Source organism: Micromonospora sp. WMMD975, from assembly GCF_029581215.1.
Lineage (GTDB): Bacteria > Actinomycetota > Actinomycetes > Mycobacteriales > Micromonosporaceae > Micromonospora.
On sequence record NZ_CP120739.1, the window covers coordinates 3,489,885 to 3,514,548 of the forward strand.

The following is a 24,664-nucleotide window of genomic DNA, read 5'->3' on the forward strand; positions in this document are numbered from 1 at the left end:
GACTCCTCTCATGACAGTCCTCGGCGGACCATCAGTTATTGGAAATGATAGTCGTTTTGCTTTGGTGGGGGAAGGTGTCGCGTCCGGCTGATCGGCGGCTCTTGGTCACCAGGCCATGTCGGGGGGCGAGCAGCCATGCGGTGAGGAAGACGGCGGTGGCGACCAGGACGATGGTGCCGCCGACCGGGGTGTCGTAGCTCCAGGACAGGTACAGCCCGACCAGCGCCGAGGCGCCGCCGATCAGCGGAGCGAGCAGCATCATCACGGCAAGCCGGTCGGTGAGCAGGCGGGCGGCAGCGGCGGGGGTGATCAGCAGCGCCAGGACGAGAATGTTGCCGATGGTCTGCAGGGAGATCACCACGGCCAGCGTCACCAGGACGTAGAGCGCGATGTCGAGCCAGAAGACCGGAAGCCCCATGGAGCGCGACATCTCCCGGTCCAGGCAGACCGCGACGAACTCCTTGTGCAGCGCCAGCACCAGGCCGAGGATGACCAGACCTGTCCCCCCGACGACGTACAGGTCCCGGTCCGGGATGCCGGTGATCGAGCCGAACAGGAACTGCTGCAACGATCCGGCGTAGCCGGGCGCCTGCGAGATGATCACGATGCCGAGAGCGAACGAGGCGACCAGGAAGACGCCGATCAACGAGTCCTCCTTGACGCGCCGGTTCTGCGAGAAGATCGCGATCAGCAGAGCGGTGGCGATGCCGGCGACGGCGCCACCGAGCACCAGGCTGCCCTGCAGCACGAAGGCGACCGCGATGCCGGGAAAGACCGCGTGGGCCACGGCGTCGCCGATGAAGGCCATCCCGCGCAGCACCACATAGCAGCCGACGACGCCGCAGACGATGCTGGACATCACCGCGATCGCCAGTGCCTTGGGCAGGAACGCGAGGTCGGGGTTGAGCAGGTCGGTGAGGAAATCGGTGATCGACATCAGGCCGCCCGCACGAGCTTCAGCAGGGGAGAGGTCGCGCTCACGCCGAAGGTCTCCGTCCACAGCGCGGGGTCTTGGAGATCCGCAGGTCGACCGTCGGCGACGACCCGCCCGTTGAGCAGGACCAGCCGGGTGCAGGAGTCCACCGCGGCGACCAGATCGTGGGTGGTCATCAGCACCGCGTGATCCTCCCGGGTCAGGCTGGTGAACAGCTCGCCCAACAGTTCCTGGGTGGGCATGTCGAGTCCGGTGAACGGCTCGTCGAGCAGCAGGATGCCCGGCGCGAGCGCGAGCGCCCGCGCGACCAGGACGCGTTGGCGTTGCCCACCGGACAGTTCACCGGCGGGCCGGCGGCGCAGGCCGGTGAGCTGCACCCGGTCGAGCGCGTCGCCGACCGCACGCCAGTCGGCCACGCCGGGACGGCGGAGCGGACCGATCCGTCCGGTGCGACCACTCATCACGGCCTGTTCCACCGAGATCGGGAAGTCCCAGTTGAACTCGTGACGCTGGGGGACGTACCCGATCCCTGACCGGCCGGGGCGGGTCGGTTCACCCTCCACCAGCACCCGCCCGCCGCGCTTACGGATCAGGGCCAGGACGGCACGCAACAAGGTGGTCTTGCCGGCGCCGTTGGGCCCGAGCAGCCCCACCAGCTCACCGCGATCCAGCCGCAGCGTCACGTCCCGCAGGACCGGCCGGCCGCCGAGATCCACGTCCAGCCCTTCGATTTCCAGTGCTCTCACCGCCGGCCCTCCGACGAGGCGACGGCGCGTTCCCGGTCGGCCCGCCGTCGGGCGCCACGTCCGCGCAGCAACAGGACGACCACGCCGACAGCGAGCGCGACCGCCGTCCCGGCCAACGCCGCGATCAGCAGCGTCGGCGGGCCGCCGGCCCGATCGCCGGCTCCGGCCGGGCCCTCGGCGGGCTGCTCCTGACCGGCGGGTACGGGCGTGTCCGCCTTGGCGACGAAGGCCTCGGCGGCGCTGGTGGCGTCACCCACCGCGAAACGCAGCGTGCCGGTCGCCGACACCTTCTTCCGGTCGACGAGGTCGGCCGACACCTGCACCGCCAGCAGATAGACGCCCGGGGCGGAAAAGACCCAGTTGGCGTGGGTGTGGGTGTTGACCTCCACCCAGAAGGGTTGGGCCTTCGACTCGGCGGATCGCCAGAGCGGCTGCGGCGCCGCGAAGTTGCCCGACTGGAGGTACGTCGTGAGGGTCCCCGGCCCACGCACACCGAGCAGGGTCAGGGTGACGCCGCGGTCGATGGTCCGCAACACCCGCGGGTCCTGGGTGTTCCACCCCAGCCAGACGACGTTCCGGTCCTGGACCTGCGGCACCACGTATGCCCGCGCGCCGGCCTCGATGCCGAGAAAGGCGTACGCCGGGTCGTCCGGAACGGTCTGCACTGCGGCGTCGGACACCCGCAACAGGGTCTCGTCGGGGTCGCGCCACACCGGTCGCGCCTGCGTGCCGTCGTGGATCAGCAGCGTCCACCGGTTGTCGACGTAGCGGGGGCCGATGTCGACGTGCCCCGTGGTGAGCGTCGTCCGCCCGGTGGCGAGGGGCTGGTCGGCTGCGATCGACTGGCTGAGGTTCGGCGTCGGCTCGGCCGCCCGCGCCGGGGCCGGCGCCGTCGCCAGTACAAGCAGCGCCGCGAGAGCGCCGCGCAGGATGACTGTGGTCGTGCGGGCACGGCGGCGCGCCCGTCCTGCCGTCACTGGTTCCTCCATCACTTCTCCGTGGTCAGGCAGTCGCGCAGCGATTCGGCGTTGAACCGCATCATCTCCGCATAGGTGGTGACGTCGCGGTCGAACGCGTCGCCGTAGATCGGGCACACCCGCAGGTTCTCCTCGCGAGCCACCTCGGTCAGCGTGGCGGACCGGGCCGCCAGGTTCGGCTCCAGAAAGACGGCGGGTATGCGCAGGTTGCGGATCGTCTCGGTGAGCTTGCGGCGGTCGGCGAGGCTCGGCTCGGTGGCCGGGTTGGGTGTGACGAAGCCGGATATCCGCACCCCGTACGCCTGGCCCAGGTAGCCGAACGCGTCGTGCGTGGTGACGAGGTGGCGCCGGGACGGCGGGATCTGCGCGATGGTGTCCCGCACGTACGTGTCGAGCGCCTCCAGTTGCCGGAGGTAGGCCGAGGCGTTCGCCCGATAGGTCGCCGCCCCCTCGGGGTCGACGCTGATCAGCGTGTCCCGGATGAGCTGGGTGTAGGCCATCGCGTTGCGGACGTTCTGCCACAGGTGCGGGTCGATCTCACCGTGCACGTGCTTGCCGAGAACCGCCTGTGGCAGCTGGTGGACCTGGGTGCCGGGCCGGCCGAGGAACCGGAAACGCCGGTCCCCGGGGACCTCCAGCAGTGCCTTGTTCGGCACCTCGATCACGGTGTGTGCCGGGTCGTACACCCGCTGGTGCGCCTCGCCGCTGCCCTCCTGGTCAGCGAACAGGTAGAGCCGCCGCTGGTCGAGATCGACTGTGACGTCGGCGTGGCCGCCGCTCAGCACCTCCGACGTCCCCGGCACCGAGTGCGGGTCCACCCCGACGGCGAAGGTGAACACCTGCTCACCCATCGGGACGGGCGCCGTCCGCGGGTCGACGGCCAGCCGCGCCCGCATGGTCAGCCGGTAGACACCCGGCTTGGTGAACGCCCAGCTCATGTGGGTGTGCGCGTCCGGCGGCAGCGTCGCCGTGTCGTCCCGGTAGCCGTTGGCGGGGTCGAACCCGTCGCTCGAGTCGACGGAGAACGACGGGGTGCCGAACGACTCGGTGAGGTACGCGAACATCCGCCCCGGCCCGTCCACGGCGGTCGCGCTGAGCAGTACCTCCGAGGACCGGTCCGCTCCCTGCTCCGCACCGGTGCCGCGCACCCGCATGCCCAGCCAGATGGTGTCCAGCGAGACGTCCTCGACCAGCGGGATGATCTCCGCCGCGTACTTCACCGCTCCCTCGGCCAGCGAGATGTTCGGCACGCCGTCGCGCAGGTTCGCGTCCAGCGCCTTGATGACGGTTTGTTCCTCCAGGAGCAGGTAGTTGCTGAAGGCCACGTCGGCGTAGACGACGTCGCGGATGTCCCGCAGCGACGGCTCGTAGCTGTGCGGGTCGGCGCCGTCGGGCACGAGCGAGGTGACGGTCACCCGGTCGCCGCCGACGTTGCGCGCCAGGTCCCGCAGGATCCCGGTGGTCGTCAACACCTGGATCCGCTGGTCGTGCGCGCTGAGCGTCACGTCCGACCGGCAGCCCCCGGCGAGCATCGCGGCCAGTAGCGGCAGCACGGTAAGCCACCTCGGCGGTGCACGGTGGCTTACCGTGTTCGGCACGGCCGTCACCGGGTCCGGAGCGCGGCGCGCCGACGGGCCAGCACCATCAGCAGAGCACCGACCGCCACCAGGACGACACCGACCGCCAGCGCCGGCAGCACCCAGCCCGCGCCGGTGCGCGGAAGCGGACCGGCGCCGCCCTGGTCGGCGTCGCCGTCGCCGTTTCCACCAGCTCCGGAGCCGGTTCCGGCGCCGGCGGCGAACCCGGTGTTCGGATCGGTGCTGTCGCCGACGGCGATCGTGAGCGTCTTCGTGGCGCTGACCGCCCTGCCCGCCGTGGTGGTGCCGCTCATCTGCACCGCGAGGCGGTACAGACCGGGTTTGCCGAACGCCCAGTTGCCGTGGGTGTGGGTGTTGAGCGGGATGTCCAGCTTCTGCGGGAACGGCTTGGTGGAGTCGAACAGCACGTTCTCGCTGCCGAACGAGCCGGTCAGGAAGAGAGCGAACCGGCCGGGCCCGTTGACCCCCTTCAGCGTCCAGGTGACGTTGCCCTTGACCCCCGACACGACGGATTCGTGCTGGGTGTTCCACCCAGGCCAGACGAGACCCGCCTGCTGGGTCTGCGGGAGCAGCCACACTGTGTCGCCCTGCTTGCCGAGGAAGTCGGCGCCGGCGGGCACCGTGATCCTCGCCTTGTCCTTGGCGTGCAGCACCACGTCGGCGGTCTCCCGCCAGACCGGAGGACTGCTGCGGTCGTCCTTGATCCGGATGGTCCAGGAGTCGCCGTTGAGCTGCGGGCCCATGTCGACGTGCCCGTCACTGATCACCTGACGACCCGTGGCGGGGGCGGCCGCCGCCTGCGGCGCGGCGGCGGGCTTCGGCGCAGCGGCGGCCGCCTTCGGCGCAGCGAGGGCCCGCGCGTTCGGCTGCACGGCCGGCTCCAGCGGCGCGGGCGCCGACTGGCCGGCCGGGGCGATCGTCGGCACCTTCACCCGGTACGTCGCCTCGGCCCGTGCCGTCCCGCCCGAACGCAGGACGGCCGACGCGGCCAGCGTGAGCCGGTATTCACCGGCGGCGTCGAAGGCCCAGACCACGCCACCGGTACGCGTGCCGGCCGGCAGCCGCGCCGAGTCCGGTACCCCCGGACCGTTGCCGAACAGCGGGGTCGCCGCGCCCAGGCCGGACAGGGTGTAGGCGGTGAACGTTCCCGGCCCGTCGACCGAGCGCAGCGCGAGGGTCACCCGGTCGTCGGCGACGGCCCCGGGGCGTACCCCGGTGGTGTCCAGGGCGGGAAAGCCGGTGTCGCCCGCGGACAGTGCCCACACCGGGTGGCCGGCCCGTCCGAGGAAGGCGAAGGCCGGTCCGTCCGGCACCCGGCCGGCCAGTCCGCCGTCCGGGCCGAGCACCACCTCGGCCGGGTCGTGCCCGGCCGGCGGCGCGTCACCGCGGAAGCGCAGCGACATCGTGTCACCGTCGAGCGCCACGGAGACCAGGTCGGCGCCGGCGGAGGTGACAGTGGCCGGTTCGGCGTAGGCCGGCGTTGCCGTGGGAGCCAGCGCCAGCACGACGGCGGCCAGGCTCGCGGCGCCGGCACGCATGCTTCTCATCCTCATTTGTCGCTCCCCCAGGCGTAGCCCATTCACGTGTCGTCCTTCCCCGTGCGGTCGATGGCAGGTTGTCGGTTGTCGGTTGTCGTGGCCCGGGCCCGATCGATCGGCGTCCGGGGCCCGGCCGGCCTCCGCGCGGCCCTCCTCCCGGGCGGCGGCCACCGCCCGGGCGTGCAGGGCCGCCCGGCGGCGCCGGGTCGCGATCAGCGCCCACCCGGCGAGGGCGAGCAGGGCCAGCAGGGCCAGCTGCGGCCAGGGCACGGCCCAGACGGCGGCCCGGGCCGTGCCGGCTCGCGGTGGTGGGTCGAGGACCTGGTCGCCCACGGCGACCGGTGTGACGGTCGCGTCCGCGGTGAGCCAGAACAACGGCGGGACACCCGGCATGCGTACGGTGGTGGTCAGCTCGCCACCGGGCAGGATCTCCTGCAGGGCCGCACCCGTCACGGACCGCCGGGCCTGGCCGAACGGCCCGGCCACGCCGAGCACGGGCTGTCCGGCGAGCCGTACGTTGCCGGTGTTGCGGACGGTGAACGTGGCGGTGACCGTGCCACCGGTCAGCGGATTGACCGACCCGGTGTGCCGTACCCGGAGGTCCTGGATGGTCAGCGTCGGCTGCAGTTCACCGGTCACCCGCAGGTAGATGCGCGCGCCGACCCGGTGGTCGACGGCGACCCGGTTGCCCCGCGCGTCGCTCCCCACGTCGGTCAGCGAGGCGACGATCCCTCCGGCGTGGTCTCCCGGGGTGGCGTTGCGCGGCACGGTGAGCGTGAACGGCACGTCCAGGCGGGACGCCGAGGGGATGGTCACCGTGCGGCGCGGGAGGCGGACCCAGGAGCCCACGTCGGTGGGCTTCTGACCGGCGGCCAGCAGGTCGAACCCGCCCCGCGTGGTGGTAACCGCGTCGCTGGCGTAGAGGTCGAGGGTGAGCGGGCGGCTGGAGTGGTTCGTGACGCCGACGTAGTCGGTCAGGATGGCGCCCGGGTCGAGCTTGTAGCCGAACGCCGGCCGGCCGTTCGGCCCGCGCGCGGTCGACGGCGCCACCCCCCACGTCGCGGCGGTCGGCGGGGGCGCGGCGCGGGACGGCGCAGCCGAGGACGCCGGCTGCCCCGGCGGGGTGGAGGGGGCGGGGACGGTCAGCGCGGAGGCGGCAGATGTGGGGATCACGCCGAGCAGGGCGATTGCGGCGGCGACGGTGGCTAGCAGGCGCATTGCGGAGACGGTGTCCGTTCCTGAGGTACGAGGGGAGCCGCGGGGCGGGCGGTCACGGCAGTGACACCCCCACCCCGCGGTCGTCCGGTGGCCGGGCTCGACGCCCGGCCACCGGACGGTTCGGTGCGATCAGATGGCGGTGAGTGTCAGGGTCGCGGTGTAGGTCCCCGCCGCCGTTTCGGTGGGCAGACTCAGCCGCAGGTCCGCGCCGAGCTGTGCGGTGCCCCGCCCGGTGCCGTCCGGCGCCGAGCCCAGCACCGCGCTGTTGCCGAGACCGCCGCCGACTCCGACGACGTACGGCGCCACCGCCGCGCCGGGCACCACGCCCTGCCCGTCGGCCTGGGCCAGGACACGCGGGGTCCAGCCGAGGTAGCCGGCGCTGAACGTCGCCCCGTCCGGGCCGGCGAAGTCCGCCGGGATCTGCCCCGAGGCGCTCCACCCCGGCTGGCCGGCGCGGGTGTCGGTCACCGTGACCGGCCGCAGCTCACCGTTGCTCTCCCACCGGTCAGCGGCGGCGTTGAGCTGCGCGGGCGGCAGCTCCACGGCCCGGTCGTCGGGGTTGACGCTGATCACCAGCGAGCCCTGCGTCTCGGCGATCGACGCGGTGATCGTCTGGGAGGCGCCCGGCTCCTGCGGCGGGAACGCCACCCACAGGGTGACCGGCTCACTGGTCGCCACGACCTCATGGTCGCCGTCGTAGAGCTTGGCAACGTACTCGCAGGCGTTCAGCTCCCGGGTCGCGGTGAACGAGTAACTCGCGCCCGCCTCGCCCGAGACGATGCTCCAGTCGGCCGCGTCCGGACACTTGCTGAACCAGTGGTAGTGGTCCAGCTCGGTCTGCGGCGTCTGCACCGCGCTGAGCGTGACCGTGTCGTTGGGCTGGTGCTCGTCCGCCATCCCGCTGACCGACAGGCTGACATCCGGCCCATCGCCGGGCATCTCGCCGACGACGAACGAGTAGTCGACCGCCCCGGTGCTGACCGTGCTGCCGTTGGTCAGCGTCGCGTCGGCCTGGAACGTCAGCGTGTAGTTGCCCAGCGCGTTGAACGCCCAGTTCGAGTGCGCGTGGGTGTGCACCGGCACGTCGATCGCGTCCGGCAGCCCGTCGTCGGACCGGAACTTGATGATCGGTCCGCCGAACGAGTCCTGGGTGAACAGCGTGACGTTGCCGGGGCCATCCACGTCGACCAGGCTCAGGCGCACCTTGTCGCCCTCGAACACGCCGGAGTCGAGCGTCGTCGTGTTCCAGCCCGGCCAGAGCAGATCCGGATCCTGCGTCATCGGCAGCAACCACACCTGCGATCCGGCCGGACCGAGAAACGCGAACCTCGAATCGGCCGGCACGGTCATGGCCGACTCCGGCGACGCCTGGAACGTGACGTCCGCCGGGTTCCGCGTCACCGACGGGCTGACCGTGTCATCGTGCACCTCCAACGACAGCGCACCACCTTCGTAGTGCACGTCGACCGCGTCGGTGTGGCCCTTGGACAGCACCACCTTCTCGGCTGCCGAAGCGGCGGTGGGTGCCAGTGCCGTGCCGGTGACCACCACCGCCCCGGCGAGCAGGGCCGCGAAACCGCGAGCCCTCAATGTCGCATTCATACCTCCCCTTTCCACGCCGCGCGCGTCCGCGCGCGGTGGTACACGTCGCCCGGTGCGGGCGGCAGCCGGCGCGGGGCGGTGGCCCGCACCCGACCGGTGACGGCGACCGTCACCAGGACGCCTTGCGGACACCCGGCAGCTCACCGCGCAGGGCCAACTCCCGGAACCGGACCCGGGAGAGCCCGAAGCGGGTCAGCACACCTCGCGGACGCCCGTCGATCTGATCCCGCGAGCGCAGCCGGACCGGGCTGGAGTCGTGCGGGAGCCGGCCGAGCGAGCGGACCGCGTCGGCGCGTACGACCGGGTCGGTGTCCGGGTGGGCGATCAGCCGCTTCAGCTCCGCCCGGCGGTCGGCATGCCGGGCGACCAGGTCCTCCCGGCGGGCCTGACGGTTGCTCAGGCTCTTCTTCGCCATCAGCGGGCCTCGCGGAACTCGACGTGCCGGCGCACGACCGGGTCGTACTTGCGCAGCACCAGGCGGTCCGGGTCGTTGCGGCGGTTCTTGCGGGTGACGTACGTGTAGCCGGTGCCGGCGGTGCTGCGCAGCCGCACGATCGGACGGACGTCGGTCTGCTTGGCCATCAGAGCTTCACTCCCCGGGCGCGCATCTCGGCGACGACCTTCTCGATGCCCTTGCGGTCCACCGTCTTCAGCGCCTTGGCGGTCAGGGTCAGCCGCACCCAGCGGCCCTCCGACGGCAGCCAGTAGCGGTGGCTCTGCAGGTTCGGGTTCCACCGGCGACGGGTGCGCCGGTGCGAATGGGAAACGGCGTTGCCGAAGCTCGGCTCCGCCCCGGTGACGTCACAGCGTCGGGACACGACTCAACTCCTCCTGGTTCGATCGAACGATAACGACAACGGTTTTCGTTTCTACATCAGCCGATCGGACATCGTTCAGTCGGGGTCGTCCACCACCTCGACCGACATGGCGGATCCGAGCCGGTAGCCGACGCCGCGGACGGTGGCGATCACCGGCAGGTCGGCGCCGAGCTTGACCCGCAGGCGCCTTACGTGGACGTCGACGCTCCGGGTGCCGGTGAAGGGGTGCCCCCACACCCGATCGAGCAACTGGTCCCGGGTGAACACCCGGCGGGGATGGTCGGCAAGGTGCCGGAGCAAATCGAACTCGCGCCGGGTGAGAAGGATCTCGCGGCCGTCGCAGTAGACCGTCCGCGCGTGCGGGACGACTCGCAGGAGGTGCCCGTCCCGCGCGGCAGAAGGCTCCACCCCGCCCTCGGCCTGGCGGGCGGCGATGCGACCCACCAGCCGCAGCAGGCGCGTCGCGTCGGCGTCGGGTGGCCCCGTCGAGCCCCCCAGCCGGATGGTGACCACCACGCCGCCGTCGTCCTCCATCGACACCCCCACCCGCCGGTCGTCCATCACGTGCCTATAATGACAATCGTTTTCAACTCGTGTCGAGAGGATTGTGATGTCGACGTCACCGCTCGCACCCGCCGACCCCGGCGCTACGACGGCCGACACCGGGCCGTCGTTGACCGTGCTCAGCGGCTTCTGGCCGTCCGCGACGTACGCCGTCGCCCGCACTCTGCTGGCGGCGGACCCGGCGCTGCTGCTGGTCCGGCACGACCTCGCCGACCTGGCCGCCGGCACCGTGCACCGCATCGTGCGCGACGCTGCCGGCGTGCTCGAGGACGAGCGGATCACCCTGGCGCACGGATGTGTCTCCTGCACGCTGCGGGAGGACGTGCTGCCCACCCTCGCCCGGCTGGCCCGCGCCCACCCGCACCGTGACCTGCTGCTGATGCTTCCCGAGGTGGTCGAGCCCGAGGCGGTCGCCGCCGTCTGCGCACACTGTCTCGTCGACGGCACCCCGATCACCGATCTGATCCGGGTCGACTCCTACGTCACCGTGGTCGACGCCGAGCACCTGCTCGACGGCCTGGCCAGCACCGACGACCTGACAACCCTCGGCATCGCGGCGGCGAACAACGACGACCGGGCGCTGGCCGACGTCGTGGTCCGGCAGATCGAGTTCGCCGACACCCTCGTCCTGTGGGGCGAGTCCCGCGAGGGCGCGTACGACACCAGTCGCCTGTCGGTGCTTCTGGAACGGATGGCGCCGTGGGCGGCGCAGGTCCGCGTCGACGGTGACCTCGTCGACGCCGGTACGCTGACCCGGCAACTTCGCCACACCCACCGGCACCGGCCGGAAACCCCGGGGATCCTCAATCGCGGCCTGCAGGGCTACACCCTCGGCGCGCACGAGCCGGAGTCCGACTGCGGAGTCGTCTCCGCCGTCTTCCGTGCCCGCCGGCCGTTCCACCCGCAGCGCCTGCACGACGTCCTCGAAGAGGTAAACGCCGAGATGATCCGCTCGCGCGGGTACCTCTGGCTGGCCAGCCAACCCGACACCGTGGTGGCCTGGGAGTTCGCCGGCGGCGGCCTTGCCATGGGTTCTCTCGGGTACTGGCTGGTGAGCCTGCCGGAGCAGCACTGGGAGCACGTCGAGGACCAGCGTCGCCTGGCCGCCGCCCTCGACTGGGATCCCTACTACGGCGACCGGCACCAGCACCTGGTCTTCATCGGTCTCGACATCGACCCCGTCGACCTGTACCGAACCCTCGCCGGATGTCTGCTCACCGACGCCGAACTCGCCGACGGAGAACAGACCTGGCGCACATATCCCGACCCGTTCGCCGGCTGCTTCCCCCTCGGGGCGGAGGAGCTGACCGACACCGACACCGAAGGAGCGCAGCCCGCATGAAGCCCGGCATCCACCCCGAGTACCGCCCCGTCGTCTTCCGCGACAAGGGCGCCGACTTTGCCTTCCTCACCCGCTCCACCGCCACCAGCGACCAGACGATCGAGTGGAGCGACGGCACCACCTATCCGGTGATCGACGTTCAGATCTCGTCCGCCAGCCACCCCTTCTGGACGGGGAAGCAACGCCTGCTCGACACCGCCGGCCGCGTCGAGAAGTTCCGCCAGAAGTACGCTCGCCGGGGATCCCAGCGGTCGTGACGACCGAGACGCGTATCGACTGGGCGGCGCACACGACCCGCCTCGTCGACGCCGCCACGGCCGATCGGGCCTGGTACCAGGCCTTCGCCCGCGAGCTGGTCGCCCCCGCGACCGGCTCGCGGGCGACGTCGGCTGCGGCGGCGCCGGCAACCCACCCGGCCGCAGCAGCTGCCGGATCTCGGCGTACCACGCGCGGACCCGGCCCTCGGGCAGGTAGTGCACGGTCATCATCGCCACCATCACGTCGTACGGGCCATCGGCTGGCGCCGACCACCCCTCGGTGGCGATGTCGGCCCGGACGGTACGCACGTGCGGCAGCGCGGTCTCGGACAACGCCAGCAGGACCGGGTCGACGTCCAGCACGGTGACGTGGGCGCCGGGCCACCGCCGAAGCATCGCCTCGGCGGTGGCACCCGGTCCGCCACCGATGTCGAGGGCCCGCTCCGGCGTCCGCCCGTGTGCCTGCTCGACCGCGGCGAGGCCGGCGGCGAGCATCTCGTCCCGGCCCGGTTGGTAGTGCCGCATGAACCGCCTCCCAGTCCCGCCGCCATCGGGCGACGTCGACGTGAGCAAGCATCCTCGACATGATCAGAGCCGTACCGTCTCGGCATGGTCGTGTTCGTGCAGGTCGCCGAGGTCCCACTCGGGGAAGGGGTCGGGCAGGAGCCGCCACCCGGCCACCCCGAGGGCGACCTCCGCGTCGGTGAGCAGGCAGCCGGTCAGGGCCGCCCGCAGCCCGTCGCCGTCGAGCCCGACGCCGATGAGGACCAGTTCCTGCTGGCGGTCCCCGAAGACCGGGTGCCACCGGGACTCCACCTCCGCCCGCTCGGCGGGATCCTCCGGCCACTCCCCCGACACCGCGACCGGCACGCCGACCGGGTCGCACCGCCCCGACGGACCCGCCTGCGACCACAGGGCCACCACGTCCGGGCGGCTCGCCAGACAGAGGAACCCCTTCGATCGCACCACGCCGAAGACGTCCAGCCCACCTGCCAGCAGATCCCACAGGCGCTGCGGATGGAACGGTCGGTGGTCGCGGAACACGATGCTGGAGATGCCGTACTCCTCGGTCTCCGGCACGTGCTCCCCGTTGAGTTCGGCGACCCAACCGGGCGTGGTCTCCGCGCGGTCCAGGTCGAACCGCCCGGTGTGCAGGATCTCCGCCGCGTCGACCCGCCCGTGGACCGCCCGGACCTGCCGGGCCGCCGGGTTGAGCCGGGTCAGCAGCGCCTCGACCACCGTCAGGTGCTCCGCGGCCACCAGATCGGTCTTGTTGACCACCAGCACGTCGGCGAACTCGATCTGATCGACGAGCAGGTCGGCGATGCTCCGATCGTCCCCCTCGTACGCGGCCAGGCCGCGCGCCTCGAGTGTCTCGCCCGCCTCGATCCGGGCCAGCAACCCCGCCGCGTCGACCACGGTGACCGTGGTATCCAGCCGGGCCAGGTCGTCCAGGACCTGACCGTCCTCGACCCCGAAGGCGAAGGTGGCGGCCACCGGCATCGGCTCGGAAATCCCGCTGGACTCGATCAGCAGGTAGTCGAAGCGGCCCAGGCGCGCCAGCCGGGCCACCTCGTCGAGCAGGTCGTCGCGCAGCGTGCAGCAGATGCAGCCGTTGGTCAGTTCGACCAGTCGCTCCTCGGTCCGCGACATCGCGCCGCCGTCGCGGACCAGCGCGGCGTCGATGTTGACCTCGCTCATGTCGTTGACGATCACCGCCACCCGCAGCCCGTCCCGGTTGGCCAGGACATGGTTGAGCAGGGTGGTCTTGCCGGCGCCGAGGAAGCCCGACAGCACCGTCACCGGCAGCCGACCGGTCACGGCTGGTCCACCATCTGACGTCCCTTGTACAGGCCGCAGTGCGTGCAGGCCCGGTGCGGCACCACCATCTCCTTGCGCGGACAGGGGCAGGGGGTCAGCTGCGGCACGGCCGCCTTCCACTGCGCCCGCCGGTGCCGGGTGTTCGACCGCGACATCTTCCGCTTCGGAACGGCCATGAGATCTCCTTCTTCTGCCGGTCTCATTCGACACTATCGGTATCGGTTTTCGTTTTCAAATTCGCGTTCGACATCCGGCGTGGAGCGGTTCCGGGCGGTCATCGGTGGGCGAGGATCACGGTCTGCGCAGGACCGCGTCGTCGCTGACGGAGTGATCCACCGCACCCGTGAGTCGCACCGTGCGGTCGGCGAGGGCCGCATCGGCGGCGTCGTGGCTGGTGTAGACCACCGCCGCGCCGGCACGGACCCGTTCGGCGAGCAGGTCGTGCACGTGCTGCCGGCTCTCCGCGTCGAGCGCGGCCGTGGGTTCGTCCAGCACGTAGATCTCGGCGACCTGGACCAGGGCCTGGGCGATGAGGGTGCGCTGGCGTTGCCCGCCGGACAGTTCGCGCAGCCGCCGCCGGGACAGGTGGGCGAGGTCGAGCCGTTCCATGATCCTGCTCACGGCGGCGCGGTCGTCGCGGCTCTGGCGTCGACGCGGCCGGAACCGGCCGATCTGGACGCACTCCGCGACGGTCAGCGGGAGCGCGTCGATGCCGCTGGTGCGCCGCGGGAGCAGGGCCAGGCGGCAGCCTGCTGCGGACCGACAGCTCAGGCCGGACTCGCGGGACAGCTGGGCAACGTCGACCGTGTGCCAGTCGTAGGTGTCGCTCACCTCCCGCAGCAGACGACCGGCCCGGTACACCCGCCACGCGGTTGTGAACCGCATCGACGTGCCGTCACCGGGGGTGCCCGCCACCCACCACTCGTAGTCGTGGCACCCGATGGAGTCGCGCACCGGCAGCGCGGGTGGGATCTCCCGCGACTGCCGCATGCCCATCAGTTCGACGACGATCACTCCGCCCGGCGGCGCGCTCGGGCACGGGCGTCGACGCCGATCGCCGGGAGCTGCAGAAGCTGATCGGAGCACGCTGATCCACGCGATGCCCGAGGCGGCCCACCGCCTCGGGCATCGGGTGCGCAGCGACCACCCGCCTCACCCCACCGGCCCCGGTGCCGACACGTCGCACCAGGTGCCGGCCATCCAGTGATGCACACATCGTTATATCACGAAGCAAAAATCATAATGGAAATCACTTCCGATAGTCTTGCTGACGCGCGCGCCACGCCGTTACGGTCCTGCTGGTAATGAACCTCTTTTTCAGACTGACCGGACGTGGAAAGGCGGCGGTTCCGGTGTTCGATAAGCGCGCAGGTCTTCTCAGCGCAGCCCTGATCTCCGTGGCGATGCTCGGTGCGGGTTGCGGATCGTCCTCCGACGGCGGCGCGGCGGCGCCCTCCTCCGAGGCACCAGTATCGACAGGCGTCTCGGTGGTCGCATCCACCAACGTCTACGGTGACATCGTGCGGCAGATCGCCCGCGACAAGGCGACGATCACGTCGATCATCAGTGACCCGTCTGCCGATCCGCACTCCTACGAGGCCAACACCCGCACCCAACTCGAGCTGTCGAAGGCCGACCTGGTGATCGAGAACGGTGGCGGCTACGACGACTTCGTCGACACGATGCTCAAGGCGGCCGACACCAACGCCAAGGTGCTCAACGCCGTCGAGATCTCCGGCAAGGCGGCGACCGGCGGCGAGGAGCTCAACGAGCACGTCTGGTACGACCTGCCATCGATGGGCAAACTGGCCGACCAGATCGTCGGCGCGCTGTCCGCCGCGGCCCCCGGCGACGCCGCGACGTTCACCGCCAACGCGACGACCTTCAAGCAGAAGCTCAAGGATCTGGAAGCCACCGCAGGTGAGATCAAGGCGGCACACGGCGGCACCGGGGCGGCAATCACCGAGCCGGTGCCGGGCTACCTGCTGGACGCGTGCGGCCTGGTCAACAAGACTCCGGAAGAGTTCAGCGAGGCCATCGAGGAGGGCACCGACGTCTCCGCCGGCACCCTGAAGGAGACTCTCGCCCTGTTCACCGGCAAGCAGGTCAAGCTGCTGGCGTACAACGAGCAGACGACCGGACCGGAGACCGAGAAGGTGCTCCAGGCGGCCAAGGACAACACGGTCGGCGTGGTCCCGGTCACCGAGACGCTGCCGGCCGGCAAGGACTACCTCTCGTGGATGAGCGGAAACCTCGCCGCCGTCAAGACCGCACTGGGCTGATGTCGGACGACCACCGCGCGGTCCCGGTGCTGGAGTTCGAGGATGCCGGGCTGGGTTTCGGCCCGAGGCGGCTCTGGTCGGGGCTCTCCCTGCGCGTCGAGGCCGGCGAGTTCATCGCCGTCCTCGGCGCCAACGGGTCGGGCAAGACCAGCCTGGTCCGCGCGATCCTCGGGCTCCAGCGTCTCAGCGCGGGTCGGCTGCGCGTGTCCGGCCGGCCACCGCGCCGCGGCGCGAACGACATCGGATACGTGCCGCAACAGCGGCGCATCGATCCGCTGACGCCGCTGCGCGCCCGCGACGTGGTCGGCCAGGGCCTCGACGGACACCGTTGGGGCCTGGGCCGGCACCCGGGGCGGGATGCGCGGGTCACAGCGGCACTCGACTCGGTCGACGCCGCCTCGTTCGCCCACATGCCGGTCGGACTGCTCTCCGGCGGCGAACAACAGCGGATCCGCGTCGCGCAGGCACTGGTGGCTGACCCGCGCCTGCTGCTCTGCGACGAACCGCTGCTCTCACTGGACCTGCGCAGCCAGCAGACCACCACCGCGTTGGTCGACCGGCGACGCCGGGAGAAGGGAACCGCCGTCGTGTTCGTCACGCACGAGATCAATCCTGTGCTGCCCTACGTGGACCGCGTTCTCTACCTGGCCGACGGCGGGTTCCGCAGCGGAACGGTGCAGGAGGTGTTCACCTCGGCGACGCTCTCCGATCTGTACGGGGTACCGATCGAGGTGCTTCGCGTCAACGGACGAATCCTCGTCGCGGGCATTCCGCCGGCCGACGAGTCGCACCATCACCACGAGGGCGCCGAGGTCGGGGCGGAGCATGTCTGAACCCGGGCTGTGGGACCGCGTCTTCAACTTCGCCGACTACGGCGAGCTGCTCGGTCTCGTCCACAACTCGATCGTCGCCGGCGCGGTGCTGGGTCTCATCGGCGGGTTGATCAGCACGTTCGTGATGATGCGCGACATGCCGTTCGCCGTGCACGGCATCAGTGAGCTGTCGTTCGCCGGCGCGTCCGGTGCGCTGCTGGTCGGCGCGAACGTCGTGCTCGGATCCCTACTCGGCTCCGTCCTCGCCGCCCTGGTGATCGGGATGCTGGGCAGCCGGGCCCGGGACCGCAACTCCATCATCGGCGTTCTCATGCCCTTCGGTCTGGGTCTCGGCGTGTTGTTCCTCGCGCTCTACCAGGGCCGTTCCGCGAACAAGTTCGGGCTATTGACCGGTCAGATCGTCGCCGTGGACACACCACAGCTGTCCTGGATGCTGGTGACCTCGACGGTGGTCCTGATCGGCCTGCTGGTGATCTGGCGCCCGCTCGCCTTCGCCAGCGTCGATCCGGAACTGGCCGCCGGGCGCGGCGTCCCGGTCGCGGCGCTGTCGTCGGTGTTCATGCTGCTGCTGGGTCTGACCGTCGCCATGTCGGTGCAGATCGTCGGTGCGCTGCTGGTGCTGAGCGTCGTCGTCACACCCGCCGCGGCCGCGATGCGGGTCACGGCGTCCCCGCCGCTCGTCACCGTGCTCAGCGTTCTGTTCGCCGTCGGCTCCGTCGTCGGCGGCATCCTGCTCGCCCTGGGCAGCAGCATTCCCATCAGCCCCTACGTCACCACGATCTCGTTCATGATCTACATCGGCTGCCGGATGCTCGGCGCACGACGTCAGCGGCGCGGTTGGGCCACCGTCGGGCGCACCGAGGCCCCGCTGTCCGCGGCGGCGCGCTGAGAGCGGGACCGGCCGAATGGCAGAGAGCGACCGCGGCGCCACGAAGGAGCCGATAGAGACCGCCGCCGCCGTTCTTCAGGCCCTCGCCTCGCCCATCCGCCTGCGGGTGGTCCTGGACGTCATCGATCAGGAGGCGACGGCCGGCGAACTGGCCGAACGGCTGGGCGTCGGATACACCACTGTCGCCAAACACCTACGGCACCTCCGGGTTGCCGGCCTCGTCCGCCGTCACCGGAGCGCGAACCACGTCCGGTACGTCGCGACCCGTCGGCCGTCCTGCTGGTGCGCGCCGTCCTCGTCACGACCGGCCCGGCGGCGAACCGGGGCACCACGTCTCCGAAGCCCTGCCACGGCACTGATCCCGCCGACGACCCACCGGGGTAGGCCCCGGTTAGTCGAAACCGCACGTGCATCGGCAGTCCGGCATCCGTGGACGCTCGCCGCGCGCGCTACGCGGATACCGCGTCGGGCACGCTCGGCCGGACCGGGCCGAACTGGAAGTCGGGGTCGATCTGGGCGGTGAGGTCGACGCCGGTGCTGTCGTTGGCCCACGCGACCGCGTTGCGGCGGTGGAACTCGTGGGCATGCCGGGCGAAGGCCTCCCAGTCCTGCACGGTGGCGTCCACCGCGTCGGCGAGCTGGACCAGGACCGCCTGGTTGGCCGGCTCCAGCTGTGACAGCGACTCGACCGCGCCGCGTTCGGCGCGCCGCACGTATGTCGAGCGGCTCAGCCAGGTGAGCAGGTCCGCGCCGACGTGCTCGCGCAGGAAGTCCACGTCCGAGGCGTCCTCGACCTTGTTGCCCACCACGGACAGGGCGACGCCGTAGTCGCGGGCGTATCCGGCGTACTGGCGGTAGACACCGACGCTGCGCAGGGTCGGCTCGCAGACCAGGAAGGTGCGGTCGAAGCGGGTGAACAACCCGGAGGCGAACGAGTCGGCCCCGGCGGTCATGTCCACCACCACGTACTCCCCCGGCCTGTCGAGCAGGTGGTTGAGCAGCAACTCCACCGCCCCGACCTTGGAGTGGTAGCAGGAGACACCCAGGTCTTCGGCAGTGAAGGCCCCGGTCGCCGCGACGCGCACGCCGCCGACGTCCCGCACGCACGCGGCGTAGACGGGGTTCTCCTCCGCCACCCGCAGCAGCCGGGATCCGGCGCCAGGTGGAGTCGTCTTCACCATCTCGGCGGCGGAGCCGATCCGCGGGTTCGTCCCCCGCAGGTACTCCTTGATCGCGGGCAGGTGCTCCCCGAGCGGCGGCAGCTGCGCGGCGACGGAGGCAGGCGCGCCGAGAGCCACCGCGAGATGCTGGTTGATGTCGGCGTCGATGGCCAACACCGGGCCCCGGCCGGTGAGATGGCGGGCGAACATGGCGGCGAGGGTCGTCTTGCCGCTGCCGCCCTTGCCGACGAACGCGATCTTCACAGCCGGCCTCCCGTGCGCACTAAAGTGATAACCGTTTTCATGGGCGTTACTGTAGCCGCCGGATCGTCCGCGGTGGTGGAAGTAGAGGTCATGTCATCCGAGCGGCGGCACGGCCGGCACCGGTCATATGCTCAGAATATCCATCATCTGCTATGCATCTGAGAAGAAAATGACTTCTATGATCGTCACCAATCGGTGCCGGCCGATCGCACCGCTACCGCAGCGCGACGATTCGGCTCCGGCTGGAGGAGGAATGCGATGCGTCCATCGTGCAAGTCCGCACTCGTCGGGGCGGCGGCCCTGACAATGCTGATGGCGGCCACGCCCGCCATGGCGGCCGACCGGGTCGGCGTAGTCCGGGAGGCGGGCGGCGCCACCGCCGTCGCCGACAGCTACCTCGTCGTGTTCAAGGACGCCTCGGTCACCCGGGCCCGGGTCGGGGACACCGCCCGGCGGTTGACCGGCCGGCACGGCGGGGCGGTCGCCCGGACCTGGGGCACCGCGCTGCGCGGCTTCGAGGTACGGGTCGACGCAAGCGCCGCCGCGCGGATCGCCGCCGACCCGGCCGTGGCGTACGTGCAGCAGAACCACACCGTGTCGATCAGCGCCACCCAGACCAACCCGCCGTCCTGGGGCCTGGACCGGATCGACCAGCGGAACCTGCCACTGGACAGTTCCTACACCTACCCGAACACGGCCAGCAACGTGCACGCCTACATCATCGACACCGGCATCCGCACCACGCACGGCACCTTCGGCGGGCGGGCCGCCTGGGGCACCAACACCGTCGACAGCAACAACACCGACTGCAACGGTCACGGCACGCACGTCGCCGGCACCGTCGGGGGCTCCGCGTACGGCGTGGCCAAGGGGGTGCAGCTGGTCGCGGTCAAGGTGCTCAACTGCTCCGGCAGCGGCACCACCGCCGGCGTCGTCTCCGGCGTCGACTGGGTCACCGCCAACGCGGTCAAGCCCGCGGTGGCAAACATGAGCCTCGGCGGCGGCGTCGACACCACCCTGGACACCGCCGTGCGCAACTCCATCGCCGCCGGCGTCACCTACGGCCTGGCCGCCGGCAACGACTCCGGCGCGAACGCCTGCAACACCTCCCCCGCCCGGGTGACCGAAGGGATCACGGTCGGCTCCACCACCAGCAGCGACGCCCGATCGTCGTTCTCCAACATCGGCACCTGCCTGGACATCTTCGCGCCCGGCTCGTCGATCACCTCCGCCTGGAACAGCAGCGACACGGCGACCAACACGATCAGCGGCACCTCGATGGCTACCCCGCACGTGGTCGGCGCGGCCGCACTGGTCGCCAGCGCCAACCCCTCCTGGACCCCGCAGCAGGTCCGCGACTACCTGGTGACCAACGCCACCAGCAACGTGGTGACCAACCCCGGAAGCGGCTCACCCAACAAGCTGCTCTACGTCGTCAACGGCAGCACCCCACCGCCCCCGCCGACCGGCTGCACCGGCACCAACGGCACCGACGTGACGATCCCGGACGCCGGCTCGGCCGTGACCAGTGCCATCGCCATCTCCGGCTGCGGACGCGCCGCCTCGGCGACCGCCACCGTCGCGGTCACCATCGTCCACACCTACCGCGGTGACCTGGTCATCGACCTGCTCGCTCCGGACGGCACCAGCTACCGACTGAAGAACAGCAGCAGCTCCGACAGCGCCGACAACGTCAACGCCACCTACACCGTCAACCTCTCCTCCGAGGCGGCGGACGGCACCTGGCGGCTGCAGGTACGCGACGTCTACTCTGCCGACACCGGCTACCTCAACACCTGGACCCTCACCGTCTGACCATCCGCTCACGCCTCACGGAGCGGACACCGTGACGGTGCGGCCGGCTCGCTGCCACGCGAGCCGGCCGCACCTGTCGTTGGCTGGCCGTGTCTGCCCCACGCGGAAGCAGGGTTGCCTTACTTCCTGCGGTGCTCCAGTCGGACGGCGCGCAGCACGACGTCGTCGGCGTGGTGGGTGCTGATCGCACCCGGGGGGCGCGGGCGGGTCTCGTTGACGTCGATACGCCAGTCGCCCGAAGCCGTGATGGCGGCGGCGATCTCGTCGATGCCGACGTACGCCTGCGGGTCGTACATGTAGGTCTGCTCGCCGGGGTCCGGCAGCTGCTGAAACATGGTCAGGTCGTGGCCGACGACGAGCAGCGTCCCACCGACGGCCACGGCGTCGAGCAGATTGCGCAGTCCGCGCTGCTCGGGGGTGCGCTGGAACGACCCGTACTGCAGGGAGACGAGGTCGTAGGTCTCGTCCGCGTACGCGGCGGGGTCGTTGGCGTCGCGGTGCAACGTGCGCACGTCGAGCCCGCGACGTTCCGCTTCGGCCCGGATGCGGTCGAGTGCCCTGGCGGAGACGTCGGAGGCGGTCACCTTCCAGCCTCGTTCGGCCAGCCAGAGCGCGTCGGCTCCCTCGCCCGCGCCGACGTCGAGCGCCCGCCCGGGGGGCAGATCCGCCACCTCCGCCGTGAGGGTGCCGTTCGGGTTGGCGCTCCACACGCGTTCCTGATGCCCGTAGCGGCCGTCCCACTCGATCGCGACGCCGGAGGGGCGGACACCCGCCGAGGTGTCCTCGCCGGCGAGGCTGAAGGCGATCTGGGCGCCGATCCAGCTGCCGTTGGCGGCGGACTGAAGGACCTGGGCGCTCGGGTCCGTCAGGTTCCCGGCGGCGAAGACGCCCGCCACACTGGTACGTCCGGTGGGGTCGACCGCGACCAGGTCACCGAGTCCGCTGGGATGGGCCGTGGTGTCGACGCCGAGCCCGGCGAGCATCTCGACCCGGGGACGGAACCGGCCCCCGGTGAGGATCGCGTCGGCCGGCAGGCTGCGGCCGTCGGCGAGCTCGACGACGAGTGACCCGTCCGGGCCGGCGTCGGCCACCCGGCGCACCGCACCCTCGACCACCGGGACCACGGAGGCGACGAGGGTCTGCACCGCGGCCGGGTCGATCCCCGTCGCATCGTGCAGCACCACGGTCAACTGGTCGGTCAGGTGCCGTACCAGCGGGGTCGGATGCAGTCCCATCGGCGTCGTGACGATCTGCACGACCCGCAGGTCGCGGACCTCCCAGCCGTGGCAGAACGGGCAGTTGAACACCTGACGGCCCCACCGCTCGGCGAGGCCCTCGATGTCGGGAAGCTCGTCGACGATGCCGGTCGCGGCCAACACCCGGCGTGCGACGAGGCCGTGGCCGCCCGAGAGGGCGAGGTGGAACCCGTCGTCCTCTTTCCACGCCGCCAGGACACGGCCGGTCAGGACGTTGCCGCCGTAGCTGCGGACCTCCTCCCGCCCGATGGCCCACATCGCCTCGGGTGGGGTGCCCTCGCGTCCGAGGTAGCCGTGCATGTGTGCCGCCGGGGCGTTCCGTGGTGTGGCGTCGTCGACGACGATGACTGAGCGTCGCTGACGAGCGAGCTGCAGCGCGGCCGCCAACCCGGCCGCCGATCCGCCGATGACGGCGACGTCGCACCTGCGCACGAGGCTCTGGTGCGGTGTGTGTTCGGGTGTCTCGTGGGCATGGTCCGTCATGGCTCCAGCCTAGGAACACCTGGCGACATGTGACAGAAGGCTTGCGGAATCCGCAAGAGGTCTCGATGCTGGGGAGATGAACGACCGCAGTGAGGTGGAGCGCCTGGCACGCACGCGGTTGCGGAGCATCCGCACCACGCTCGGCTACTCCCTGGACGAACTCGCCCAGCGCAGCAACCTCAGCCCGTCGACGATCAGCCGGGTGGAAACGGGCAAACGGACGCTCAGTCTCGATGTGCTCGTGCCCCTGGCCGGCGCGCTGCAGGTCAGCCTCGACGTCCTCTTCGAGGCAACCAGCGACGAGGACGTGGTGATCCGGCCGGTTCAACACCGTTCGGGTTCACGCACGACGTGGCCGCTGAGCCGCGTCGATGGACGCACCATGGCGATGAAGGTCCGGTTGGAGCCGGAGACGACGATGCCGGCCCAGCGGGTCCATCCGGGGTACGACTGGTTCTTGGCGCTCGAGGGCAGGGTGCTGCTGTGGCTCGGCGAGCGGAAGATCGAGGTCGAGAAGGGCGAGGCAGCCGAGTTCTCGACGATGACCCCACACTCGATGACAGCGCTCCACGGCCCGGCCGAGCTGATCATGATCTTCGACCGTGAGGGGCAGCGCGCGCATCTGCACCAGTGAGCGTGGACCCGGGTAACCAACTTCTCGCGTCAGGCGTTGAGCAAATTCCACACCAGGCACGCCAAGTGAGCCCGCGAAGCAATACCGTGCCGGCTTGGGAGCCGGACCGAGGTATGCCAACGCAGCATACGGACCGACTGCCACCGAGCGGCCCGACAGTCCTTCGACCAGCGCCAGCGGACTGCTTGTCCGACTCGGCTGCGAAGGTCCTTCGTAGAAATGTCGGCGTGTCGGACCACCAGCGTGACGATCTCGAGGATTCCCTGACTCGATGGCTCAACGGGCAGCCGCAGGCCAACCCGCAGCTGCCTACCGAACGGCGGCGTGGTCTGCGGTTTGCGTTCTACGGTCGGATGTCGAGCGTAGAGCACCAGGACCGGGTGACGTCCCGGCACTGGCAACGGGACTGCGCCACTGAACTCGTCGCCGCTCACGGTGCGATCGTCGCCGAGTACTTCGATGTCGGCTGCTCGCGCCGCCGCGGTTGGCGGCAGCGCCCGCAGGCCGCCGCGCTGCTGGCCACGCTCGACGACCCGGATCGCGGGTTCGACGCGATCGTGGTCGGCGAGTACGAGCGGGCGTTCTCCGCCAACCAGCTGCAGCACCTGGCACCCGTGCTCGAACAGCACGCTGTGCAGCTGTGGCTGCCCGAGACGGACGGGCCGGTTGATCACCACGATCCGGCCCATCAGGCGCTGATCATGATGCTGGGCGCCCAGTCGAAACGTGAGGTGCAGCGCGCCCGGTTCCGGGTCATCACGGCCATGCGGGCCCAAGCGCGGGAGCAGGGACGGTACCTCGGAGGCCGACCGCCCTACGGCTACCGACTCGTTGACGCCGGCCCTCATCCGAACGCCGCCCAGGCGCGCTGGGGTCGCCGGCTTCAACGCCTCGAACCGGATCCGGCCACGGCCGCACACGTGCGGTGGATGTTCGCCCAACGCCTGGACGGCCACAGCCTCGCCAGCATCGCGCGCGCCCTCAACGACGCCGACATACCGTGCCCGTCAGGCGTCGATCCCGACCGTAATCCCCACCGCCGTGGCGAGCGGTGGACCCTACGAACAGTCGCGGCGATACTCGCCAATCCGCGCTACACGGGCCGGCAGGTCTGGAACCGGCAACCCGCGCGCACCGACACCGACGCCAGCCGCATGGAGCGACAACCCATCCGACGGAACCCGACCGGGGACTGGGTGGTCTCCACGCAACGGGCCCACACCGCGCTGGTCAGTGAGCAGGACTTCGTCGCCGCCCAGGCCGTCCGCTCCCACCGCAGCGCCCACGACGGCACCACCCGCCGCTACCTCTTCACCGGCCTACTGCGCTGTGGACCGTGCGGGCCAAAAATGGAATCCCACTGGATCAATCGACGTCCCGGCTACCGATGCCGCCACGGCCACACCAGCAATCAACATCCCACCGACCGTCGACGCAAGATCCTCTACCTCAGGGAAGACCGCATCATTGCAAGACTCGCCGACCATCCCCGCCTCCCCAGCGGCATTCAGACCCCACACGACCTGTTCACGCTCCTACACCGAGGGAAGATCAGCATCGTCTGCGACCAGGAACACTGCACACCAACCGCGGAAAGATCCGCGCAGGTCAACCTGCGCGGATCATGATCGAT

The 24,664-nt window shown here is 70.8% G+C and carries 23 protein-coding genes and 2 pseudogenes; 8 read left to right on the plus strand and 17 right to left on the minus strand.

Features of this window, described 5'->3' with window-relative positions:
* Positions 1-31: 31 nt before the first annotated feature.
* The 11 genes and pseudogenes from O7613_RS14980 to O7613_RS15030 all read right to left on the minus strand — a co-directional run bounded on the left by O7613_RS14980 (position 32) and on the right by O7613_RS15030 (position 9,995).
* The gene (locus tag O7613_RS14980) at positions 32-937 is read right to left on the minus strand and encodes an anchored repeat-type ABC transporter permease subunit (protein WP_282289078.1); all 906 of its coding nucleotides are present in this window, start codon (positions 935-937) and stop codon (positions 32-34) included.
* On the minus strand, positions 937-1,680 hold the full coding sequence (locus O7613_RS14985; RefSeq protein ID WP_282289079.1) for an anchored repeat-type ABC transporter ATP-binding subunit: 744 nt from the start codon (positions 1,678-1,680) through the stop codon (positions 937-939). The genes O7613_RS14980 and O7613_RS14985 overlap by 1 nt, the downstream gene beginning before the upstream one ends.
* Positions 1,677-2,669 (minus strand): choice-of-anchor M domain-containing protein, encoded by a 993-nt coding sequence (locus O7613_RS14990; RefSeq protein ID WP_282289080.1) that lies wholly within the window; start codon positions 2,667-2,669, stop codon positions 1,677-1,679. Before O7613_RS14990 ends, O7613_RS14985 begins: the two co-directional genes overlap by 4 nt.
* Positions 2,669-4,189, minus strand: coding sequence for an anchored repeat ABC transporter, substrate-binding protein (locus O7613_RS14995; RefSeq protein WP_282294543.1), 1,521 nt, complete (start codon positions 4,187-4,189; stop codon positions 2,669-2,671). The genes O7613_RS14990 and O7613_RS14995 overlap by 1 nt, the downstream gene beginning before the upstream one ends.
* Before the next feature lie 71 nt (positions 4,190-4,260).
* Positions 4,261-5,793, minus strand: a complete 1,533-nt coding sequence (locus tag O7613_RS15000) for a TIGR03773 family transporter-associated surface protein (RefSeq protein ID WP_282294544.1) — start codon at positions 5,791-5,793, stop codon at positions 4,261-4,263.
* A gap of 129 nt (positions 5,794-5,922) precedes the next feature.
* Positions 5,923-7,011 (minus strand): annotated as a pseudogene (locus tag O7613_RS15005) (DUF916 domain-containing protein); the annotation flags it as partial.
* A 129-nt stretch (positions 7,012-7,140) separates the two neighbouring features.
* Positions 7,141-8,613 carry a choice-of-anchor M domain-containing protein gene (locus O7613_RS15010; RefSeq protein ID WP_282289081.1) on the minus strand — a complete coding sequence of 491 codons (1,473 nt, stop codon included), beginning with the start codon at positions 8,611-8,613 and terminating at the stop codon, positions 7,141-7,143.
* Between the two features lie 109 nt (positions 8,614-8,722).
* Entirely contained in the window at positions 8,723-9,028 is a 306-nt protein-coding gene (gene rpsN, locus O7613_RS15015) for a 30S ribosomal protein S14 (protein WP_282289082.1), read from the minus strand.
* Complete coding sequence (rpmG, locus tag O7613_RS15020; protein WP_018783846.1) at positions 9,028-9,195, minus strand: 50S ribosomal protein L33; 168 nt, start codon at positions 9,193-9,195, stop codon at positions 9,028-9,030. The genes rpsN and rpmG overlap by 1 nt, the downstream gene beginning before the upstream one ends.
* Entirely contained in the window at positions 9,195-9,431 is a 237-nt protein-coding gene (gene rpmB / locus O7613_RS15025) for a 50S ribosomal protein L28 (RefSeq protein ID WP_216935083.1), read from the minus strand. The genes rpmG and rpmB overlap by 1 nt, the downstream gene beginning before the upstream one ends.
* Positions 9,432-9,506: 75 nt before the next feature.
* Positions 9,507-9,995: a winged helix-turn-helix domain-containing protein gene (locus tag O7613_RS15030; protein ID WP_282289083.1), complete on the minus strand. Its 489-nt coding sequence runs from the start codon at positions 9,993-9,995 to the stop codon at positions 9,507-9,509.
* Between the two features lie 43 nt (positions 9,996-10,038).
* Between O7613_RS15030 and O7613_RS15035 the strand changes: the two genes are divergently transcribed.
* Entirely contained in the window at positions 10,039-11,337 is a 1,299-nt protein-coding gene (locus O7613_RS15035; protein ID WP_282289084.1) for a GTP-binding protein, read from the plus strand.
* Positions 11,334-11,594 carry a type B 50S ribosomal protein L31 gene (locus tag O7613_RS15040; protein WP_282289085.1) on the plus strand — a complete coding sequence of 87 codons (261 nt, stop codon included), beginning with the start codon at positions 11,334-11,336 and terminating at the stop codon, positions 11,592-11,594. The genes O7613_RS15035 and O7613_RS15040 overlap by 4 nt, the downstream gene beginning before the upstream one ends.
* Positions 11,595-11,801: 207 nt before the next feature.
* Here O7613_RS15040 and O7613_RS15045 read toward each other — a convergent pair.
* From O7613_RS15045 to O7613_RS15060, 4 genes and pseudogenes are all read right to left on the minus strand, one after another.
* A pseudogene (locus O7613_RS15045) lies at positions 11,802-12,119 on the minus strand (methyltransferase domain-containing protein); the annotation flags it as partial.
* 63 nt (positions 12,120-12,182) lie between these two features.
* Entirely contained in the window at positions 12,183-13,415 is a 1,233-nt protein-coding gene (locus O7613_RS15050; protein ID WP_282289086.1) for a GTP-binding protein, read from the minus strand.
* Entirely contained in the window at positions 13,412-13,591 is a 180-nt protein-coding gene (rpmF, locus tag O7613_RS15055; protein WP_282289087.1) for a 50S ribosomal protein L32, read from the minus strand. Before rpmF ends, O7613_RS15050 begins: the two co-directional genes overlap by 4 nt.
* 115 nt (positions 13,592-13,706) lie before the next feature.
* Entirely contained in the window at positions 13,707-14,411 is a 705-nt protein-coding gene (locus O7613_RS15060) for an ATP-binding cassette domain-containing protein (protein WP_282289088.1), read from the minus strand.
* A gap of 308 nt (positions 14,412-14,719) precedes the next feature.
* On the opposite strand from O7613_RS15060, the gene O7613_RS15065 reads away from it, so the two are divergent.
* The 3 genes from O7613_RS15065 to O7613_RS15075 are packed head-to-tail and all read left to right on the plus strand — an operon-like array spanning position 14,720 to position 17,419.
* The gene (locus O7613_RS15065) at positions 14,720-15,697 is read left to right on the plus strand and encodes a zinc ABC transporter substrate-binding protein (RefSeq protein WP_282289089.1); all 978 of its coding nucleotides are present in this window, start codon (positions 14,720-14,722) and stop codon (positions 15,695-15,697) included.
* The gene (locus O7613_RS15070) at positions 15,697-16,530 is read left to right on the plus strand and encodes an ABC transporter ATP-binding protein (RefSeq protein WP_282289090.1); all 834 of its coding nucleotides are present in this window, start codon (positions 15,697-15,699) and stop codon (positions 16,528-16,530) included. The genes O7613_RS15065 and O7613_RS15070 overlap by 1 nt, the downstream gene beginning before the upstream one ends.
* Entirely contained in the window at positions 16,523-17,419 is an 897-nt protein-coding gene (locus O7613_RS15075) for a metal ABC transporter permease (RefSeq protein WP_282289091.1), read from the plus strand. The genes O7613_RS15070 and O7613_RS15075 overlap by 8 nt, the downstream gene beginning before the upstream one ends.
* A 449-nt stretch (positions 17,420-17,868) precedes the next feature.
* Here O7613_RS15075 and O7613_RS15080 read toward each other — a convergent pair whose 3' ends face one another.
* Entirely contained in the window at positions 17,869-18,843 is a 975-nt protein-coding gene (locus O7613_RS15080) for an ATP-binding protein (protein ID WP_282289092.1), read from the minus strand.
* Positions 18,844-19,101: 258 nt separating this feature from the next.
* Between O7613_RS15080 and O7613_RS15085 the strand changes: the two genes are divergently transcribed.
* The gene (locus O7613_RS15085) at positions 19,102-20,658 is read left to right on the plus strand and encodes a S8 family serine peptidase (RefSeq protein WP_282289093.1); all 1,557 of its coding nucleotides are present in this window, start codon (positions 19,102-19,104) and stop codon (positions 20,656-20,658) included.
* A 119-nt stretch (positions 20,659-20,777) separates the two neighbouring features.
* On the opposite strand, the gene O7613_RS15090 is transcribed toward O7613_RS15085, so the two are convergent.
* Positions 20,778-22,397: an FAD-dependent oxidoreductase gene (locus O7613_RS15090; protein ID WP_282289094.1), complete on the minus strand. Its 1,620-nt coding sequence runs from the start codon at positions 22,395-22,397 to the stop codon at positions 20,778-20,780.
* 76 nt (positions 22,398-22,473) lie between these two features.
* Here O7613_RS15090 and O7613_RS15095 point away from each other — a divergent pair, with 76 nt between their 5' ends.
* A complete protein-coding gene (locus O7613_RS15095) occupies positions 22,474-23,031 on the plus strand; it encodes a helix-turn-helix transcriptional regulator (RefSeq protein WP_282289095.1) in 558 nt (185 codons plus the stop codon).
* Between the two features lie 227 nt (positions 23,032-23,258).
* Positions 23,259-24,659: a recombinase family protein gene (locus tag O7613_RS15100; RefSeq protein WP_282289096.1), complete on the plus strand. Its 1,401-nt coding sequence runs from the start codon at positions 23,259-23,261 to the stop codon at positions 24,657-24,659.
* The last annotated feature ends 5 nt before the right edge of the window (positions 24,660-24,664 follow it).

Coding starts and splice junctions, on each gene's coding strand:
- O7613_RS15095 (WP_282289095.1), top strand. CDS start 22,474: ATGAACGACCGCAGTGAGGTGGAGCGCCTGGCACGCACGCGGTTGCGG.
- rpsN (WP_282289082.1), bottom strand. CDS start 9,028: ATGGCGAAGAAGAGCCTGAGCAACCGTCAGGCCCGCCGGGAGGACCTG.
- O7613_RS15060 (WP_282289088.1), bottom strand. CDS start 14,411: ATGGGCATGCGGCAGTCGCGGGAGATCCCACCCGCGCTGCCGGTGCGC.
- O7613_RS15090 (WP_282289094.1), bottom strand. CDS start 22,397: ATGACGGACCATGCCCACGAGACACCCGAACACACACCGCACCAGAGC.
- O7613_RS14990 (WP_282289080.1), bottom strand. CDS start 2,669: ATGGAGGAACCAGTGACGGCAGGACGGGCGCGCCGCCGTGCCCGCACG.
- O7613_RS15075 (WP_282289091.1), top strand. CDS start 16,523: ATGTCTGAACCCGGGCTGTGGGACCGCGTCTTCAACTTCGCCGACTAC.
- O7613_RS14980 (WP_282289078.1), bottom strand. CDS start 937: ATGTCGATCACCGATTTCCTCACCGACCTGCTCAACCCCGACCTCGCG.
- O7613_RS15000 (WP_282294544.1), bottom strand. CDS start 5,793: ATGCGTGCCGGCGCCGCGAGCCTGGCCGCCGTCGTGCTGGCGCTGGCT.
- O7613_RS15065 (WP_282289089.1), top strand. CDS start 14,720: ATGAACCTCTTTTTCAGACTGACCGGACGTGGAAAGGCGGCGGTTCCG.
- O7613_RS15010 (WP_282289081.1), bottom strand. CDS start 8,613: ATGAATGCGACATTGAGGGCTCGCGGTTTCGCGGCCCTGCTCGCCGGG.
- rpmF (WP_282289087.1), bottom strand. CDS start 13,591: ATGGCCGTTCCGAAGCGGAAGATGTCGCGGTCGAACACCCGGCACCGG.
- O7613_RS15040 (WP_282289085.1), top strand. CDS start 11,334: ATGAAGCCCGGCATCCACCCCGAGTACCGCCCCGTCGTCTTCCGCGAC.
- O7613_RS15085 (WP_282289093.1), top strand. CDS start 19,102: ATGCGTCCATCGTGCAAGTCCGCACTCGTCGGGGCGGCGGCCCTGACA.
- O7613_RS14995 (WP_282294543.1), bottom strand. CDS start 4,189: ATGCTCGCCGGGGGCTGCCGGTCGGACGTGACGCTCAGCGCGCACGAC.
- rpmG (WP_018783846.1), bottom strand. CDS start 9,195: ATGGCCAAGCAGACCGACGTCCGTCCGATCGTGCGGCTGCGCAGCACC.
- O7613_RS15070 (WP_282289090.1), top strand. CDS start 15,697: ATGTCGGACGACCACCGCGCGGTCCCGGTGCTGGAGTTCGAGGATGCC.